The organism is Massilia agilis (assembly GCF_024756255.1).
Classification (GTDB): Bacteria; Pseudomonadota; Gammaproteobacteria; order Burkholderiales; family Burkholderiaceae_D; genus Telluria; species Telluria agilis.
Genome location: NZ_JANUHB010000002.1, coordinates 406,282 through 421,151, shown reverse-complemented (window position 1 = coordinate 421,151; position 14,870 = coordinate 406,282). Strand labels below are relative to the sequence as shown.

The window sequence follows — 14,870 nt, the reverse complement described above, 5'->3', positions numbered from 1 at the left end:
GTTATGCAGCGCGGCCGGCGTCGTACCAGCCCCGGCTTGCATTGACGACGCGTACCACCAGCAGCATCACCGGCACTTCGATCAGCACGCCGACCACGGTCGCGAGCGCCGCGCCGGATTCAAACCCGAACAGGCTGATCGCGGCGGCCACGGCCAGCTCGAAGAAGTTCGATGCGCCGATCAGGGCCGAAGGGCAGGCGACGGAATGCTTCTCACCCGCCTTGCGGTTGAGCCAGTAGGCCAGCGCCGAGTTGAAGAAGACCTGGATCAGGATCGGCACCGCCAGCAGTGCGATCACCGTTGGCTGTTTCAGGATCGCGTCGCCCTGGAAGGCAAACAACAGTACCAGCGTGAGCAGCAGGGCAGAGATCGACCACGGCGCAATGCGGCCGACCGCCACATCGAACGCCGCCTGCCCCTTGGCCATCAGCGCACGGCGCAGCAACTGGGCGATGAGCACCGGGATCACGATATACAGGATCACCGAGACGATCAGGGTCTCCCACGGCACGGTGATGCTGGATACTCCGAGCAGCAGCGCGACGATCGGCGCGAAGGCAAACACCATGATCAGGTCGTTCAGGGCTACCTGCGACAGCGTAAAGTACGGGTCGCCGTTGGTGAGCCGGCTCCAGACGAACACCATCGCGGTGCACGGGGCAGCGGCCAGCAGGATCAGGCCGGCGATGTAGCTGTCAAGCTGGCCTGCGGGCAGCATCGGTGCGAACAGGTGGCGGATGAAGACCCAGCCCAGCAAGGCCATCGAAAACGGCTTGACGAGCCAGTTGACGAACAGCGTCACGCCGATGCCCTTGACGTGCGCGCGGACCTGGTCCAGCGCGCCGAAGTCGATCTTGACCAGCATCGGGATGATCATCACCCAGATGAGCACGCCGACGGGCAGGTTCACCTTCGCGATCTCCATGGCGCCGACGGCCTTGAACAGGGCAGGGAAGGCCTGGCCGAGCAGGATGCCGACGACGATGCACAGGCCGACCCAGGCGGTCAGGTAACGTTCAAAAAAACCCAGCGGGGCAGGGGCGCCCCGGTTGCTGCTCACCTCACATTGCACGGACATGCTTTGCTCTCTTCCTGGTTCGTTTCACAGCGGCAGATTGCCGATTTCCTTGATCGCGCGGCGCCGGGCATCCGCATCCATCGTTTCGATGGGCAGGGCCACGAAGGCCTCGATGCGGCGCTGGATCTGGGCGAACACCGTGGCGAATGCCGCGCGCTTTTCTTCATCCGAGCCGGTGACCGCGGCCGGGTCTTCATAGCCCCAGTGCGCGGTTGCGGGCCGGCCCGGCCAGAAGGGACAGGCTTCGCCGGCGGCGTTGTCGCAGACGGTGATGATGAAGTCCATGTGCGGCGCGGATGGCAAAGCGAATTCGTCCCAGCTCTTGCTGCGCAGCCCATCGGTAGGGTAGGCGGGGGCCAGCCCCTTGATCTGCTCGATGGCGAAGGGGTTGATGGCGCCGGTGGGCTTGCTGCCGGCAGAGTAGCCCGTGAAGCGGCCCTGGCCGAGGATGGTGGCCAGGGCTTCGGACATGACGCTGCGGGCGGAATTGCCGGTGCAGAGGAAGAGGATGTTGTAGGTCTTGGTGGTCATCAGGATCAGCTCAGTCAGTTGCGGCGCAGCCGTTGGCAGGTGCCGGGGTGCAGGCAGCGCCGCTGCAGCAGTTCTCGGTCAGGAAGGCGAGCAAGCCGTTCATCTTGTCGAAGTTGGCGGAATAGATGACGAAGCGCCCCTCCTGCCGGGGCACGATCAGGCCGGCGTGTGTCAACTCTTTCAGGTGAAACGACATGGAGGATGCGGGCGCGCCGAGCGCCTCGGAGATCTTGCTTGCCGCGAGTCCCTCCGGCCCGGCCTGAACGAGCAGCCGGAACGTGGAAAGGCGAGATTCCTGCGCTAGTGCGGCAAGGGCAGTGATGGCGTCTGTGGTGTTCATGCCAAACCTTTCAATTTGATTGTTCGAGTATAGTCGAATTTTTTGGCTGACAACAGCATCATTTCGACATTTCTAGAAATGTGTTGACAACCGCGAATTGCCGTTGGTATTCTTCGTTCGTCGAATCACGAATGATTTATTCGCCCATTCTTGAATGCACCGTAGGACAATACAAGGAGAAGAACGATGAGTACCGCTACGACCCTGAACAATCTTCCTGTTGCAGTGCTGGGCGCTGGCCCGGTGGGACTGGCTGCCGCCGCCCATCTGCTCGAGCGCGGGCTGACCCCGCTGGTCCTTGAGGCTGGCTCTGCCGTAGCGGCCAACCTCGCCACCTACCGCCAGGTGCGGCTGTTCTCCCCGTGGCAGTTCAATGTGGACAAGGCCGCGCGCCGCCTGTTGCTGCAACACGGCTGGAATGCGCCCGCCGACGATGGCTTGCCGACCGCCGGCGAGCTGGTGGACCAGTACCTTGCACCGTTGGCCAGCCTTCCTGCGCTGGCACCGCATCTCAAGTTCGGCCAGCGCGTTATCGCGATCACCCGCGCCGGTTTCGACAAAGTGAAGACCAAGGGCAGGGAAGCGGCGCCTTTCATTGTGCGCACGCAGACTGCCGAGGGCCCGCAGGAATTCCTGGCGCGGGCGGTGATCGACGCCACCGGCACCTGGTCCCATCCGAATCCGCTGGGCGCGAACGGCATCGCGGCGATTGGTGAAAGCGCGCTGGGCGAACGCATCGCCTACGGCATGCCGGACGTAGCGGGCCTGGAACGCTCGCGCTACGCGGGCCAGCGGGTGCTGGTCGTCGGCGCGGGACACTCGGCAGCCGGCAGCCTGCTGGCCCTGGCCCAGCTGGCGGAACAGGATCCGCGCACCAGCATCGTCTGGGCGACCCGGAGCAGCCAGCTGGCGCGTGTCTTCGGTGGGGGCGACGCCGATGGCTTGCGCGCGCGCGGCCAGCTTGGCCAGCGTTTGAAGGCGTTGCGCGATTCGGGCGCGCTGGAGATGCACGAGGACTTCCGCATCCGCGAGATCGTCGAATCCGGCGGTAAGCTGCACGTGATCGGCGAGCTGAAAGACGGTTCCGCGTCGGCGATCGACGGCATCGACCGCATTGTGTGCGCCACGGGCGCGCGGCCGGACCTTTCCATCACCCGCGAGCTGCGCGTGCGGCATGACCCCTGGCTCGAGAGCACGGACCTGCTCGCGCCGCTGATCGACCCGAATGAACACAGCTGCGGCTCCGTGCGTCCGCACGGGCACCGCGAGCTGGCGCATCCCGAATCGGGCTACTACGCAGTTGGCGCAAAGAGCTACGGCCGCGCGCCCAACTTCCTGATGGCGACCGGGTACGAACAGGTGCGCTCGGTGGTCGCCGCGCTCGCCGGGGACATGGGCGCCGCCGACGATGTGCAGCTCGAGCTGCCCGAGACGGGTGTGTGCAATACCCGCCTGGCCTACGACGACGCGGAGACAGACAAGTCTTCCGGCTGCTGCGGTGGCCCCGGGCCGCGCGGCGAGGCGCAAGACCAGTCCTCGGGCTGCTGCGGTGGCCCCGGGCCGCGCGGCGACGCGCAAGACCAGTCCTCCGGCTGCTGCGGTGGCGCCAAACCCGCAGCGGGCACCGGCACGCTTCGGCTCAGCGAGCTGCCTGCGCGCTGGTTCCGCACCCTGGCGCTCTCCGGCGCCCACTGCTGCGCATGAAGATGCCGGGAACGTCCACTGCACACGCCCGCGCAACCGTTGGCATACTCGCCGTAACGCAGATTACCTCGTGGGGGGCGCTCTACTACGCGTTTGCGGTGGTGGCGCCCCGGATCCAGGCCGAGCTTGGGATGGGGCCGGAACTCCTGTTCGGCGCCTTCTCCTGGAGTTTGCTGGTCTCCGGGTTGGCCGCCACCCCGGTCGGCGTGCTGCTCGACCGCTTTGGCGGGCGCTACGTCATGGCGGCCGGTTCCTTGCTCAGCGCACTTGGCCTGGCCTGGCTCGGCAGCGTGAGCGGGGTGGTCTCTTACTACGGCGCCTGGAGCCTGATCGGCCTTGCGATGGCGCTCACGCTGTACGAGGCGGCGTTTGCGACCATCAATCGCGAACTCGCTTCCGGCGCGCGCCGCGCCATCTCCACGCTGACCTTGTTCGGCGGCCTTGCGAGCACCTTGTTCTGGCCGCTGACGAGCTGGCTCGACGCCAAGCTGGGATGGCGCGCCACTTTCCTGTGGTACGCCGGCGCGCAGGCGCTGGTGTGCTTTCCCCTGCATTTGCTGCTCGGCCGCGGCGGCGCTGCCGGCAGGGCGGCAAGAACCGGCAGCGCGAAAGGCCATACCTTGGCCCAAGCCGTGCGGCAGCCGGTGTTCTGGATGCTGGCGCTCGCTTTTTCGGCCAACACCTTTGTCTTTTCCGCGATGGCGGCGCACCTGATTCCGTTGCTGCGCCAGCTTGGGGTGGCAGCGGGAACCGCGGTGCTGCTGGCCGCCATGATCGGCCCCATGCAGGTTGCAGGCCGGCTGTGTGAGATGGCGTTCGCACGCAGGGTGACGCCACAGGGCGTTGGCAAGCTCACGTTTGCCACGCTGCCCGCCGCATTGCTGATCCTTTACCTTGGCGGCGCGCAGGCGTCGGCCGCGGCCGCATTCTGCATCCTGTACGGGCTCAGTAACGGCATCCTGACCATTGTGCGCGGCACTTTGCCGCAAGCGCTGTTCGGCAGCGAGCACTATGGTGCGATCGCCGGGGCAATGGCAGCACCATCGCTGCTGTCAAAGGCCGCGGGCCCTTTGCTGGCGGCCATGTTCCTGCACGCCTCCGGCACACCGTCGGCGCTGGTGCTGGTGATGCTCGCGGTCTCGGTCATCTCGTTCGCGTTCTATCTGGCGGCAGTACGCGTGGCGAGCGGCCGGTCGCGCACGCTGCTCGCCGTGCCCGCGGACTGATGATATGCTGATCCGCCCAACCATCAATGACCCGATGACCAGTTCCTGCTGCGGCCCCCGCCCGGGCGCAAACGATGCCCCCGACATTGACGCCGATGACCTTGCGCGCATGTGCAAGGCGCTCGGCCATCCTGCCCGCGTGCGCCTGCTCAGGCATCTGGCGGACTATGGCGATTGCTATTTCGGGAAGCTGACCGACGTGCTGCCGCTGGCCGCCTCCACGATCTCGCAGCACGTCACGATCCTGAAAGAGGCCGGCCTGATCGAAGGCGCGTCCGACGACAAGCGTGTGTGCTATTGCGTCAACAAGGAGCGGCTGGCGCAGTTGAAGCAGGCGATCGGGCTTCTGTAGCATCCGGCTGTCGATCGTTTCATGATGCCCGTGCGGCCAAACCGGTCGCCGATTCATGAGCGGGATTCATAAGGCCAAGCAAAATCAGCCGCGTTTTCCAGTCTGGTTTGCCGCTACCATGCTGTTTTGCCAGCATGGCCCGGCGGCATGAACCAGTGCCGGCCAGGTCTTCGCAACACCTGAAAGGAATCCCCATGACTGTAAAAGCTTACGGCGCCCTCGCGGCCGACAAGCCGCTCGAATCGCTCGATATTACCCGCCGCGCGCCCGGACACCACGACGTCCGGATCGACATCGCGTTTTGCGGCGTCTGCCATTCCGACCTGCACACCGTGCGCGCGGAGTGGGCCGGCACACTGTACCCATGCGTGCCCGGCCATGAAATCGTCGGCCGCGTGTCGGCGGTGGGCGACCACGTGTCCGGCGTCAAAGTCGGCGATCTCGTCGGCGTCGGCTGCATGGTGGACAGCTGCCAGCATTGCGAGGACTGCGAAGCGGGCCTGGAAAACTACTGCGACGGCATGGTCGGCACCTACAACGGATCCACGCCGGATGCGCCGGGCCACACGCTGGGCGGCTATTCCCAGCAGGTGGTAGTCCACGAGCGGTTCGTGCTGAAGGTGCGCCACCCGGAAGCGCAACTGGCCGCGGTGGCGCCGCTGCTGTGCGCCGGCATCACCACGTATTCGCCGCTGCGCCATTGGAACGCCGGCCCCGGCAAGAAGGTCGGCATCGTCGGTATCGGTGGCCTTGGCCACATGGCCATCAAGCTCGCGCGTGCGATGGGCGCGCACGTGGTCGCGTTCACGACCTCGGAATCGAAGCGCCAGGACGCGGAGGCGTTGGGCGCGCATGAGGTGGTCGTGTCGCGCGATGCCTCCGCCATGGCAGCACGCGGCAAGAGCCTGGACCTGATCGTCAACACGGTCGCCGCGCCGCATGACCTGGACGCCTACCTTGCGCTGCTCAAGCGCGACGGGACCATGGTGCTGGTCGGTGCGCCGGCTTCGCCGCATCCGTCGCCGCAGGTGTTCAACCTGATCACCAAGCGCCGGGCGATCGCCGGCTCGATGATCGGCGGCATACCTGAAACGCAGGAGATGCTCGACTTTTGCGCCGAGCACGGCATCGTGGCGGACATCGAGATGATCCGCGCCGACGAGATCAACGAAGCCTACGAGCGCATGCTCAAGGGCGACGTCAAGTACAGGTTCGTGATCGACAACGCCACGCTGGCCGCTTGATCGATGCAGCCACAAGTGTGTACGCGTGAGATCCCGGCGCCGGCAGCCTGGGGCGGCGTCTTTGCGCTGTCGCTGGGCGCGTTCGCGCTAGTTGCCGCCGAGTTCATGCCGGTCAGCCTGCTCACGCCCGTTGCGGCCGATCTTCTCGTGACCGAAGGGCAGGCCGGGCAAGCCATTTCGGTCTCCGGGGCGTTCGCGCTCATCACCAGCCTGTCGCTGTCTTCGCTGGCGGGAAAACTCGACCGCAAACTGCTGTTGCTGGCGCTGACGATGCTGATGATCGCCTCCGGCACGATCGCCGCCTTCGCACCGAACTATCCGGTGTTCATGGCCGGCCGGGCATTCATCGGCATTGCCATCGGCGGCTTCTGGTCGATGTCGGCGGCGACAGCGATGCGGCTGGTGCCCGACCATCAGGTTCCCAAGGCGCTGGCGGTCGTCAACGGCGGCAATGCGCTGGCGACCGTGGTGGCGGCGCCGCTCGGCAGCTTTCTCGGCGCGGTCGTCGGCTGGCGTGGCGCCTTTTTTTGCCTGGTGCCGGTGGCCGCGGTCGCCCTTGGGTGGAAGCTGTTCGGATTACCGCCAATGCCCGCCCCGCGAAGGCAACACGGGCGCAATGCCGTCACGCTGCTCAAGCGGCGGGCGGTGGCGCTCGGCATGGCGGCGGTCAGCGTGTTCTTCATGGGGCAGTTCGCGCTGTTTACCTATCTGCGGCCGTTCCTGGAAACCGTGACGCATGCTGGCGCCACGATGACGTCGCTGATGCTGCTGGTGATCGGCATTGCGGGCTTCATCGGGACCACGCTGATCGGCACCTTGTTGCGGGATGGCCTGTACCGGACCCTGGTTGCCATCCCTTTGGTCATGGCGGCGGTCGCCACCGGGCTCATGGCATTCGGCGGCTCGCCCTCCGTGACCGCGCTGCTGCTCGCCGCATGGGGTCTGGTTGGCACCTCGGCGCCGGTGGGCTGGTGGACCTGGCTGGCGCGCACGCTGCCCGACGATGCCGAGGCTGGCGGTGGACTGATGGTCGCAGTGGTCCAGCTCGCGATCGCATCGGGCGCGGCGGCCGGCGGCATCCTGTTCGATGGACAGGGTTATGTGGCCACGTTCAGCGCCAGCGCAGCGCTGCTGGTGTTCGCGGCTGTTCTCGCATTCCTGGCCGCGCGCGCCGCGTCGTCGGTCCGCGACTCGAAGCAGTAGAATCGAACGTTCACCTACACCATTCATGCGCCAGATGGCACGCGAAAACATCAACGACATCCTCGTGTTCCTGGCCGTGGCGCGCGAGCGCAGCTTTACCCGCGCCGCGGCCAAGCTGGGCATGACGCAGTCCGCGCTCAGCCACATCATCCGCGCACTCGAGGCGCGCCTGGGCGTGCGGCTGCTGACGCGCACCACACGCAGTGTCTCGCCCACTGAAGCCGGCGAGCGGCTGCTGCAGAACGTGGCGCCGCGGCTGGAAGAGATCGAAGCGGAGATTGCCGCGGTCAGCGACCTGGGCGACAAGCCGGCCGGCACCATCCGCATCACTGCTACCGACCACGTCATCGATAACGTGCTGTGGCCGCGGCTGGCGGCGGTGCTGCCGGAGTACCCGGACATCCATGTGGAGATCAGCGCCGATTACCGCATGGTCGATATCGCGGCCGAGCGCTACGACATCGGCGTGCGCTGGGGCGACCAGGTGGAAAAGGACATGATCGCGGTGCGCCTGACGCCGGACATGCGCACCATGATCGTCGGCTCGCCCGCTTACTTTGCGCACCGGCCGCTGCCCGCCTCGCCCCAGGACCTGTCGAAACACAACTGCGTCGGCCTGCGCCTGGCGAGCGCCGGTGGCGTCTACGCGTGGGAGCTGCGGCACGAAGGGCGCGACCTGGAAATGCGCCCGCGCGGCCAGCTCATCTTCAATAGCGCTTACCAGATGCTTGGCGCCGCGCTGAGCGGTTGCGGCCTGGCGTTCGTGACGGAAGACCTGGCCGGACCCCATGTGCGGGCCGGGCGCCTGGTGAGCGTGATGGAAGACTGGTGCCCGTCTTTCCCCGGCCTGCACGCCTACTACCCGAGCCGGCGCCATTCATCGCGGGCGCTGGCACTGGTCATCGACGCGATTCGTTTGAAGGACTGAGCAGTCCCGAGCATCGCCGGGACCAGCATTTGAAAAGGAAAAAACATGGAACTGAAACGTGTGGGGTCGCAGCCCTCGATGAAGGGCCCCGACGAATTTTTTACTGGCAGCGTGCGGATCGACCCGCTCAATTTTCCACCCGCACCGGCGCGTGTTTCGGTGGCCAGCGTCACGTTCGAGCCGGGCGCGCGCAGCGCCTGGCACACCCATCCGCTCGGACAGACGCTCGTGGTTACCGCGGGCTGCGGCTGGACCCAGTGCGAGGGTGAGCCGATCGTGGAAATCCGCGCCGGCGATGTGATCTGGTGCCCGCCCGGCCACAAGCACTGGCATGGCGCGACCCCGACCACGTCGATGACGCACATCGCCATCCAGGAAGCGCTCGATGGCAAGAACGTCGAGTGGCTGGAAAAGGTCACCGACGAGGAGTACCTGGCCGGGCCGCCCGCCGCCGGCAGCCGTTGACGTCAGTGTGACCGGTCCGCAATCGACTGGTGCGGTTTCAGGGCCGGTTCCTCGCTGGCCCGCTCGTCCTTCATTTCGCGGCTCAGGAAGAAGTTCAGCGCCGTCCGGATGATCGCAATGGCGGCCAGCTTGCCGATCCGGTCCCAGCTCGGCGCGACCGATGTCGACAGGATGTCGGCTGCCAGCTGCAGTTCCAGCGCGAGCGTAAGGAAGCGCGCGAACGACAGCCGGATCGGGGTGAAGCTGGCTTGCTGCTTGACGGTCGCGTGCCGGACCAGGCCAACGACGACCACGGCCACGCCGGCCGCGATGATCAGGGCGCCCAGCGTCTCGACCAGCAGCCGCAGCCACTCCACGTAGTACTGTACTTGTTCCTCGACCTGGCCGAACATGCATGCCCTCCAGGCCACATGCTAGCCGAACAGGTCGTTTGAGGACGTACGATTGCTGCAGCCTGGCCGAGCCTGCGGCTCATGCCGGGGTGGTGGCGGGAACCCCCTTGCCACTGCCTGTGCTGGCGACCGAAGCCACCCCGACGGCGGCCGCATCGACCAGGTGCAGCGTCTGCGTCGGGAACGGAAATTCGATGCCGCGACGATCGAGGAAAACGTAATTCATCCAGTGATCCCTTGGTGCATTGCTGATGAGGGAGGTATTCAGGTGCGCTTGTCCGGACCGGATTTGCGCCGATTGTTCTGTGCGACTGCCGCTGGTTGTGGCGGAGCAGGAAGCTGGACGAGCTCCAGCCGGGCTCCCTGCAGCCGCACCCCGAGGCCGGCCTTGATCCGGTCCAGATCGCCATTGTCCAAGGCCGGCTGGGCCTGGATCAGGACGATCGTGACCGCCGTCGGCGCCTGGTTGCCGGCAGCCGGCGCCGTGGCGGGCGTGGACTCATTTGCCTGGGACGCAGTGTCCGGGCGGGTTGCCGCAGTGCCGTCGGCGATCGAAATCCTCTGGATGGACGGGTACTGCGCCAGCACCTCCCGAATGATCTCGCCTTGCAGCGCCTTCGCTTCCTGCATCTTCGACAGCTGCAGGTTCAGCTCATCGGCCTTGGATGCGCGGTCGCGCAGCTCGTCGATGGTGCTGTTGTACACGTCGCGCTTGAGCTCTTCACGCAGGGCCACCAGGTCGATCTTCTCCTGCCCCACGTGGCGCACCACCAGCGTCGCCTTTGAAAAACCACCTGAGCGCAGCTGGCCGGAAAGCCGTGCCTGTGCGGCCGCTGGCAGGGGCGTGCCGCCCAGCGTGACGGCCACGCGGCGCGCGCGCACCGACACCTCGCGCGAGAGGACGAAGGAGCCCGGCTCGGTCTCGAGCTCGCGCAGCACTTCCTTGCTGGTAGCGAGGAACATCTGGTCGCGCACCATGCCATAGGCAAGGTAGCCGCTGGGCAGGGCCAGCGCCAGCACCCCGATCGCGATGACGGCATGGGCGCGCCGCTGCAGCGTGGGGGTTGCTTGTTCGTGTTCCGGAAAGCCCATCAGCTTGACGAACAGGAAGGTGGACAGTGCGATGAAAAATGCGTTGATGGCGAACAGATAGGCCGCACCCAGCAGGAAGTCCCAGTTGTGCGTGGCCAGGCCGTAGCCGACGGTGCACAGCGGCGGCATCAGCGCGGTGGCGATGGCGGCGCCCGGGATCACGGTCGATTCTTCGCGACGGGTCTGGGCAATGATGCCGGCGCAGCCGCCGAAGAATGCGATCAGCACGTCCCACAGGTTGGGCGTGGTGCGGGCCACCAGTTCGGACTGCGCCTGGGTCAGCGGGCTGGCGAGGAAATACAGGCTCGAGGTCAGCACGCTCAGCACGGCAAAGATCAGCAGGCTGCGCGCGGCGCTGCGAATCAGGGCAAAGTCGCTGATGGCCGCGCCATAGCCGATGCCAAGGATTGGCCGCATCAGCGGTGAAATGAGCATTGCGCCGACGATCACGGCGGCCGAGTTGACGTTCAGGCCAACCGAGGCGATGAGGATGGCGAAGAACAGCACCCAGAGGTTGGTCCCGCCGATGCGCACGCCGGCGCGGATGCTGTGGTCGATGACGTCGTGGTCGTGCTGGTCTTGCCGGAGGTCGAAGAGGTTTTTGAGGGCATGAAACATCAATGCGGCCTTTTCTGTCGGGCGCCGCGCGCAGCGGTGCCGGTGAGAGGAGCTGCCGCGGGCAGCCGTCGAAGGCTGTATCCTAACTCAACAACTGGCCCGTGCATCAGGCCGGCAGCGGCAACAGGATCGAACGTGCGGCCTGCAGCAGCGCCGCGCCCATTCGCTCCAGCCGCGCCGGCTGGATCCGCCACGCGTGCCAGTACAGCGGAACGTCCACGTGCAAGTCCGGCGTCAGGTCCACCAGCGCTCCCGATTGCAGCATCGCCGCGCATTGTTCCAGCGGCAGCATGCCGTAGCCAAGGCCCAGGCGGATCGCCTCGGCATAGGGTTCGCTGGCCGGCACGTAGTGGAACGGATAGGCGCCTTCCGGCAGGCCAAAATGCTGCAGCAGGAAGTTGGTCTGCAACAGGTCCTTGCGGTCAAAGACCATCACCGGGGCGCGCCGCGCGGCCTCGCGGTTCATCCCGGCCGGGAACCAGCGACTGGCAAATGCCGGCGCAGCGACCATGCGGTAGCGCATCAGGCCCATCGGCGTGACACTGCAGCCGCGCACCGGCGCGGCGACCGACGAAATGCAGGCAACTGCCTGGCCTTGTTCGAGCAGGGCCGCGGTGTGGCCTTGGTTGTCCAGCACGAACTCGACCAGCAACTGTTCCTTGAGCAGGACGGGCGCGAGCGCCGGCAACAGCCAGGTGGAGAGCGTGTCGTTGTTCACCGCGAGCGCCACGCGCGCCGGACCGGCATCGTTGCCCAGTTCGGCAAGGAACTCCGCCTCCAGCAGCGCGCGCCGCCGCAGGAACTGCAGCAGCCGGATGCCGGCAGCGGTCGGCCGGCACGGACGGGTACGCACGAGCAAGGGGGCGCCCATGTCCTGCTCGAGCGCGGCAACACGCTGCGAGACCGCCGACGGCGTGATGTGCAGCTGGACTGCCGCCTGCTCGAAGCTGCCGTGGTCGATGGCGGCGACAAACGCTTCGCTGCGGCGCGGATCGATGTTCATATAATTAGTGCGGCTTATGGTTCAGTAGATTTCGTTAATATAGTTGATGCAGGAGGGCAGCGGAAGGCATGCTCGGGTTTTCGACGAGCAGAAGGAGCAAGCAGTGTTTTCCCAACAGGTTTTCGTGCAGGGGCTGGGCATGGGCGCCAGCCTGATCATGCCGATCGGCGCCCAGAACGCCCATGTGATCCGCACCGCCATCCGCGGCCGGCATGTGGGGCTGACGGTGGCCATTTGCGTGCTGGTGGACGTGCTCCTGATCGCCCTGGGGATGGCCGGCCTGGGCGCGGTGGTCGAGTCGTCGCCGCTGGTGCTGGCCGCCTGTCGTTACGGGGGCGCGGCCTTCCTGCTGTGGTACGGATTGCGGTGCCTTGGCAGTTCCTGGAAGGGTGCAGATGGACCGTCGCTGGTCGCCGGGGCGCAGTCCGGTACGGCAACGGCGGCGGTGGCCGCAGTGCTGGCCATGTCGCTGCTCAATCCGCACGTCTATCTCGATACCGTGGTGCTGCTGGGTGCGGTGGGCAGCAGCCTGGCGGCCGGTCACCGCACCTCGTTCGCGGCAGGTGCGATGGCCGCTTCGCTGCTGTGGTTCTCGGCGTTGGGGCTGCTGGCGCGGCGCTGCGCGTTCGTGCTCGGCCGGCCAGGCGTGTGGCGCGCGGTGGAGGCGCTCACCGGCGCCACCATGCTGGTGCTGGCGGGATTGCTGCTGCGTGGCTGAAGCGACTCCCGCCGCGCGCGATCAGCGCTTCAGTTGCGACAGGTCGCGCACCGCGCCGCGGTCGGCGGACGTGGTCAGCGCGGCGTAGGCTTGCAGCGCCTGCGACACCACGCGGTCGCGGTTGACCGGCTTCCAGGCGTCCTGGCCGCGTGCCTCCATCGCCGCGCGGCGCCGCGCCAGTTCGTCGGCCGGCACGCGCAGGTCGATCTTGCGGTTGGGGATGTCGATATCGACTGCATCGCCGTCCTCGATCAGGCCGATCGCGCCGCCTTCCGCCGCTTCGGGCGAAGCGTGGCCGATCACCAGGCCCGACGAGCCGCCCGAGAAGCGTCCGTCGGTGAACAGCGCGCATGCCTTGCCCAGGCCCTTGGACTTGATGTACGAGGTCGGGTACAGCATCTCCTGCATGCCGGGGCCGCCCTTGGGGCCTTCGTAGCGGATGATGACGACGTCGCCGGCCTGCACCTGGTCGCCGAGGATGGCTTCCACTGCCGCGTCCTGGCTCTCGAACACGCGCGCCTTGCCGGAGAACTTGAGGATGCTCTCGTCCACGCCGGCAGTCTTCACGATGCAGCCTTTTTCGGCGATGTTCCCGTACAGGACAGCCAGGCCGCCGTCCCGCGAATAGGCGTGCTCGCGGTCGCGGATGCAGCCGGTGGCGCGATCGAGGTCGTTCTGCGCGTAGCGCTCGGACTGCGAGAACGCCACCTGGGTCGGCACGCCGCCCGGCGCGGCGCGGAACAGCTCGTGCACGGCCGGGTCAGCGCTCCTGCGGATGTCGTACTTCTCGATTGCCTCGGCCAACGACTTGCTGTGCACCGACGGCACCGTCGTGTCGAGCAGGCCGGCGCGTGCCAGCTCGCCCAGGATGGAGATGATGCCGCCGGCGCGGTGCACGTCCTCGATGTGGAACTTGTCGGTCATCGGCGCGACCTTGCACAGGCATGGTACCTTGCGCGAGATGCGGTCGATGTCGGCCATCGTGAACTCGACCTGCGCCTCGTGCGCGGCGGCCAGCAGGTGCAGCACGGTGTTGGTGGAGCCGCCCATCGACACGTCCAGCGCCATCGCGTTCTCGAACGCGGCCTTGGTGGCGATGCTGCGCGGGAGGACCGACGCGTCGTCCTGTTCGTAATACCGTTTAGCCAGTTCCACGATCAGGCGGCCGGCGCGCAGGAACAGGTCGCGGCGATCGGCGTGGGTGGCGACGATGGTGCCGTTGCCCGGCAAGGACAGGCCCAGCGCCTCGGTCAGGCAGTTCATCGAGTTGGCGGTGAACATGCCGGAGCACGAGCCGCAGGTGGGGCAGGCCGAACGCTCGGCTTCGAGCACATCGGCGTCCGACACGGCCGAGTCGCCGGCCTTGATCATGGCGTCGATCAGGTCCAGCTTGATGATCTTCTCGTCGTTGTTGACGACCTTGACCACTTTGCCCGCTTCCATCGGCCCGCCCGAGACGAACACCACCGGGATGTTCAGGCGCATGGCAGCCATCAGCATGCCCGGCGTGATCTTGTCGCAGTTGGAGATGCACACCATTGCGTCGGCGCAGTGGGCGTTGACCATGTATTCGACCGAGTCGGCGATCAGGTCGCGCGAGGGCAGCGAATACAGCATGCCGCCGTGACCCATGGCGATGCCGTCGTCCACGGCGATGGTGTTGAATTCCTTGGCCACGCCGCCGGCTGCCTCGATCTCGCGCGCGACCAGCTGGCCCAGGTCCTTCAGGTGCACGTGGCCCGGCACGAATTGGGTGAACGAGTTCACCACGGCGATGATCGGCTTGTCGAAGTCGCCGTCCTTCATGCCGGTGGCGCGCCACAGGGCGCGGGCGCCCGCCATGTTGCGGCCTTGGGTGGTGGTGCGGGAACGGTAGGTGGGCATGCGCTTGTCTCCTGGACTGCTGAATGAATTGCCCTAGGGTGCCGCAGGCGCTGTGATTTGTCCAATATGTCGTAAGAGGCCCTGTGATTCGC

The 14,870-nt window shown here is 66.5% G+C and carries 16 protein-coding genes; 8 read left to right on the top strand and 8 right to left on the bottom strand.

What is annotated here, in order from left to right; all coding sequences use genetic code 11:
* Position 1: 1 nt before the first annotated feature.
* The 3 genes from arsB to NX774_RS08775 are packed head-to-tail and all read right to left on the bottom strand — an operon-like array spanning position 2 to position 1,949.
* The gene (gene arsB / locus NX774_RS08785) at positions 2–1,078 is read right to left on the bottom strand and encodes an ACR3 family arsenite efflux transporter (RefSeq protein ID WP_258821801.1); all 1,077 of its coding nucleotides are present in this window, start codon (positions 1,076–1,078) and stop codon (positions 2–4) included.
* A 24-nt stretch (positions 1,079–1,102) separates the two neighbouring features.
* Positions 1,103–1,609 carry an arsenate reductase ArsC gene (locus tag NX774_RS08780; protein ID WP_258821800.1) on the bottom strand — a complete coding sequence of 169 codons (507 nt, stop codon included), beginning with the start codon at positions 1,607–1,609 and terminating at the stop codon, positions 1,103–1,105.
* A gap of 10 nt (positions 1,610–1,619) precedes the next feature.
* Positions 1,620–1,949, bottom strand: a complete 330-nt coding sequence (locus NX774_RS08775) for an ArsR/SmtB family transcription factor (protein WP_258821798.1) — start codon at positions 1,947–1,949, stop codon at positions 1,620–1,622.
* Positions 1,950–2,135: 186 nt separating this feature from the next.
* Between NX774_RS08775 and NX774_RS08770 the strand changes: the two genes are divergently transcribed.
* The 7 genes from NX774_RS08770 to NX774_RS08740 all read left to right on the top strand — a co-directional run bounded on the left by NX774_RS08770 (position 2,136) and on the right by NX774_RS08740 (position 9,071).
* Positions 2,136–3,653, top strand: coding sequence for an NAD(P)-binding domain-containing protein (locus NX774_RS08770; RefSeq protein WP_258821797.1), 1,518 nt, complete (start codon positions 2,136–2,138; stop codon positions 3,651–3,653).
* Complete coding sequence (locus NX774_RS08765; protein ID WP_307731170.1) at positions 3,650–4,879, top strand: MFS transporter; 1,230 nt, start codon at positions 3,650–3,652, stop codon at positions 4,877–4,879. The genes NX774_RS08770 and NX774_RS08765 overlap by 4 nt, the downstream gene beginning before the upstream one ends.
* A gap of 4 nt (positions 4,880–4,883) precedes the next feature.
* On the top strand, positions 4,884–5,231 hold the full coding sequence (locus tag NX774_RS08760; RefSeq protein WP_258821795.1) for an ArsR/SmtB family transcription factor: 348 nt from the start codon (positions 4,884–4,886) through the stop codon (positions 5,229–5,231).
* Between the two features lie 194 nt (positions 5,232–5,425).
* On the top strand, positions 5,426–6,475 hold the full coding sequence (locus tag NX774_RS08755) for an NAD(P)-dependent alcohol dehydrogenase (protein ID WP_258821794.1): 1,050 nt from the start codon (positions 5,426–5,428) through the stop codon (positions 6,473–6,475).
* A gap of 3 nt (positions 6,476–6,478) precedes the next feature.
* Positions 6,479–7,678, top strand: coding sequence for an MFS transporter (locus NX774_RS08750; protein WP_258821793.1), 1,200 nt, complete (start codon positions 6,479–6,481; stop codon positions 7,676–7,678).
* Positions 7,679–7,712: 34 nt separating this feature from the next.
* Positions 7,713–8,606, top strand: coding sequence for a LysR family transcriptional regulator (locus tag NX774_RS08745; RefSeq protein WP_258821792.1), 894 nt, complete (start codon positions 7,713–7,715; stop codon positions 8,604–8,606).
* Positions 8,607–8,651: 45 nt separating this feature from the next.
* Positions 8,652–9,071, top strand: coding sequence for a (R)-mandelonitrile lyase (locus tag NX774_RS08740; RefSeq protein WP_258821791.1), 420 nt, complete (start codon positions 8,652–8,654; stop codon positions 9,069–9,071).
* Between the two features lie 2 nt (positions 9,072–9,073).
* On the opposite strand, the gene NX774_RS08735 is transcribed toward NX774_RS08740, so the two are convergent.
* The 4 genes from NX774_RS08735 to NX774_RS08720 form a co-directional block, all read right to left on the bottom strand.
* On the bottom strand, positions 9,074–9,463 hold the full coding sequence (locus NX774_RS08735) for a DUF1622 domain-containing protein (protein ID WP_258821790.1): 390 nt from the start codon (positions 9,461–9,463) through the stop codon (positions 9,074–9,076).
* A 79-nt stretch (positions 9,464–9,542) separates the two neighbouring features.
* Entirely contained in the window at positions 9,543–9,689 is a 147-nt protein-coding gene (locus NX774_RS08730) for a hypothetical protein (RefSeq protein WP_258821789.1), read from the bottom strand.
* Positions 9,690–9,727: 38 nt separating this feature from the next.
* A complete protein-coding gene (locus NX774_RS08725; RefSeq protein ID WP_258821788.1) occupies positions 9,728–11,173 on the bottom strand; it encodes a DUF389 domain-containing protein in 1,446 nt (481 codons plus the stop codon).
* Between the two features lie 106 nt (positions 11,174–11,279).
* Positions 11,280–12,176, bottom strand: coding sequence for a LysR family transcriptional regulator ArgP (locus NX774_RS08720; protein WP_258821787.1), 897 nt, complete (start codon positions 12,174–12,176; stop codon positions 11,280–11,282).
* Positions 12,177–12,279: 103 nt separating this feature from the next.
* Here NX774_RS08720 and NX774_RS08715 point away from each other — a divergent pair, with 103 nt between their 5' ends.
* Positions 12,280–12,894 carry a LysE/ArgO family amino acid transporter gene (locus NX774_RS08715; RefSeq protein ID WP_258821786.1) on the top strand — a complete coding sequence of 205 codons (615 nt, stop codon included), beginning with the start codon at positions 12,280–12,282 and terminating at the stop codon, positions 12,892–12,894.
* 21 nt (positions 12,895–12,915) lie between these two features.
* On the opposite strand, the gene ilvD is transcribed toward NX774_RS08715, so the two are convergent.
* Positions 12,916–14,778, bottom strand: coding sequence for a dihydroxy-acid dehydratase (ilvD, locus tag NX774_RS08710; protein WP_258821785.1), 1,863 nt, complete (start codon positions 14,776–14,778; stop codon positions 12,916–12,918).
* Between the last annotated feature and the right edge of the window lie 92 nt (positions 14,779–14,870).

What these genes read in the sequence shown, in the direction of transcription:
- arsB (WP_258821801.1), bottom strand. Translation starts at nt 1,078, where the DNA reads ATGTCCGTGCAATGTGAGGTGAGCAGCAACCGGGGCGCCCCTGCCCCG.
- NX774_RS08780 (WP_258821800.1), bottom strand. Translation starts at nt 1,609, where the DNA reads ATGACCACCAAGACCTACAACATCCTCTTCCTCTGCACCGGCAATTCC.
- NX774_RS08775 (WP_258821798.1), bottom strand. Translation starts at nt 1,949, where the DNA reads ATGAACACCACAGACGCCATCACTGCCCTTGCCGCACTAGCGCAGGAA.
- NX774_RS08770 (WP_258821797.1), top strand. Translation starts at nt 2,136, where the DNA reads ATGAGTACCGCTACGACCCTGAACAATCTTCCTGTTGCAGTGCTGGGC.
- NX774_RS08765 (WP_307731170.1), top strand. Translation starts at nt 3,650, where the DNA reads ATGAAGATGCCGGGAACGTCCACTGCACACGCCCGCGCAACCGTTGGC.
- NX774_RS08760 (WP_258821795.1), top strand. Translation starts at nt 4,884, where the DNA reads ATGCTGATCCGCCCAACCATCAATGACCCGATGACCAGTTCCTGCTGC.
- NX774_RS08755 (WP_258821794.1), top strand. Translation starts at nt 5,426, where the DNA reads ATGACTGTAAAAGCTTACGGCGCCCTCGCGGCCGACAAGCCGCTCGAA.
- NX774_RS08750 (WP_258821793.1), top strand. Translation starts at nt 6,479, where the DNA reads ATGCAGCCACAAGTGTGTACGCGTGAGATCCCGGCGCCGGCAGCCTGG.
- NX774_RS08745 (WP_258821792.1), top strand. Translation starts at nt 7,713, where the DNA reads ATGGCACGCGAAAACATCAACGACATCCTCGTGTTCCTGGCCGTGGCG.
- NX774_RS08740 (WP_258821791.1), top strand. Translation starts at nt 8,652, where the DNA reads ATGGAACTGAAACGTGTGGGGTCGCAGCCCTCGATGAAGGGCCCCGAC.
- NX774_RS08735 (WP_258821790.1), bottom strand. Translation starts at nt 9,463, where the DNA reads ATGTTCGGCCAGGTCGAGGAACAAGTACAGTACTACGTGGAGTGGCTG.
- NX774_RS08730 (WP_258821789.1), bottom strand. Translation starts at nt 9,689, where the DNA reads ATGAATTACGTTTTCCTCGATCGTCGCGGCATCGAATTTCCGTTCCCG.
- NX774_RS08725 (WP_258821788.1), bottom strand. Translation starts at nt 11,173, where the DNA reads ATGTTTCATGCCCTCAAAAACCTCTTCGACCTCCGGCAAGACCAGCAC.
- NX774_RS08720 (WP_258821787.1), bottom strand. Translation starts at nt 12,176, where the DNA reads ATGAACATCGATCCGCGCCGCAGCGAAGCGTTTGTCGCCGCCATCGAC.
- ilvD (WP_258821785.1), bottom strand. Translation starts at nt 14,778, where the DNA reads ATGCCCACCTACCGTTCCCGCACCACCACCCAAGGCCGCAACATGGCG.